Genomic DNA, 1,703 nt, shown 5'->3' with positions numbered 1-1,703 from the left:
ATGAGCATTCAAAACTGAATACAATATGTCAATGTTATTCCTTTTCAACTTCGTAGAAGTTGTTCCGAATATATCCTTAGAAAGGAGGTGATCCAGCCGCACCTTCCGATACGGCTACCTTGTTACGACTTCACCCCAATCATTTGTCCCACCTTCGACGGCTAGCTCCATAAATGGTTACTCCACCGGCTTCGGGTGTTACAAACTCTCGTGGTGTGACGGGCGGTGTGTACAAGACCCGGGAACGTATTCACCGTAGCATGCTGATCTACGATTACTAGCGATTCCAGCTTCATGTAGTCGAGTTGCAGACTACAATCCGAACTGAGAACAACTTTATGGGATTTGCATGACCTCGCGGTTTAGCTGCCCTTTGTATTGTCCATTGTAGCACGTGTGTAGCCCAAATCATAAGGGGCATGATGATTTGACGTCATCCCCACCTTCCTCCGGTTTGTCACCGGCAGTCAACCTAGAGTGCCCAACTAAATGCTGGCAACTAAGTTTAAGGGTTGCGCTCGTTGCGGGACTTAACCCAACATCTCACGACACGAGCTGACGACAACCATGCACCACCTGTCACTTTGTCCCCCGAAGGGGAAAACTCTATCTCTAGAGTGGTCAAAGGATGTCAAGATTTGGTAAGGTTCTTCGCGTTGCTTCGAATTAAACCACATGCTCCACCGCTTGTGCGGGTCCCCGTCAATTCCTTTGAGTTTCAACCTTGCGGTCGTACTCCCCAGGCGGAGTGCTTAATGCGTTAGCTGCAGCACTAAGGGGCGGAAACCCCCTAACACTTAGCACTCATCGTTTACGGCGTGGACTACCAGGGTATCTAATCCTGTTTGATCCCCACGCTTTCGCACATCAGCGTCAGTTACAGACCAGAAAGTCGCCTTCGCCACTGGTGTTCCTCCATATCTCTGCGCATTTCACCGCTACACATGGAATTCCACTTTCCTCTTCTGCACTCAAGTCTCCCAGTTTCCAATGACCCTCCACGGTTGAGCCGTGGGCTTTCACATCAGACTTAAGAAACCGCCTACGCGCGCTTTACGCCCAATAATTCCGGATAACGCTTGCCACCTACGTATTACCGCGGCTGCTGGCACGTAGTTAGCCGTGGCTTTCTGATTAGGTACCGTCAAGACGTGCACAGTTACTTACACGTTTGTTCTTCCCTAATAACAGAGTTTTACGAGCCGAAACCCTTCATCACTCACGCGGCGTTGCTCCGTCAGGCTTTCGCCCATTGCGGAAGATTCCCTACTGCTGCCTCCCGTAGGAGTCTGGACCGTGTCTCAGTTCCAGTGTGGCCGATCACCCTCTCAGGTCGGCTACGTATCGTTGCCTTGGTAAGCCATTACCTTACCAACTAGCTAATACGGCGCGGGTCCATCTATAAGTGATAGCAAAACCATCTTTCACTTTAGAACCATGCGGTTCTAAATGTTATCCGGCATTAGCCCCGGTTTCCCGGAGTTATTCCAGTCTTATAGGTAGGTTACCCACGTGTTACTCACCCGTCCGCCGCTAACGTCAAAGGAGCAAGCTCCTTATCTGTTCGCTCGACTTGCATGTATTAGGCACGCCGCCAGCGTTCATCCTGAGCCAGGATCAAACTCTCCATAAAAAATTATGATGTTTGATTAGCTCATAAATACTAATTGTGTGTTATCTCTAACACGTTTAAACCAACGATC

At 49.5% G+C, this 1,703-nt stretch carries 1 rRNA gene; it reads right to left on the bottom strand.

Annotated features, from left to right (window positions below):
• Nucleotides 1-80: 80 nt before the first annotated feature.
• Nucleotides 81-1,633: ribosomal RNA gene (locus tag CD036_RS06100) — 16S ribosomal RNA — on the bottom strand.
• Nucleotides 1,634-1,703: the final 70 nt, after the last annotated feature.

The sequence above is a fragment of the Staphylococcus arlettae genome (assembly GCF_002902345.1).
GTDB lineage: Bacteria > Bacillota > Bacilli > Staphylococcales > Staphylococcaceae > Staphylococcus > Staphylococcus arlettae.
Note: the sequence above shows the minus strand (reverse complement) of the source record. Positions and strands in the feature narration are given on the sequence as shown.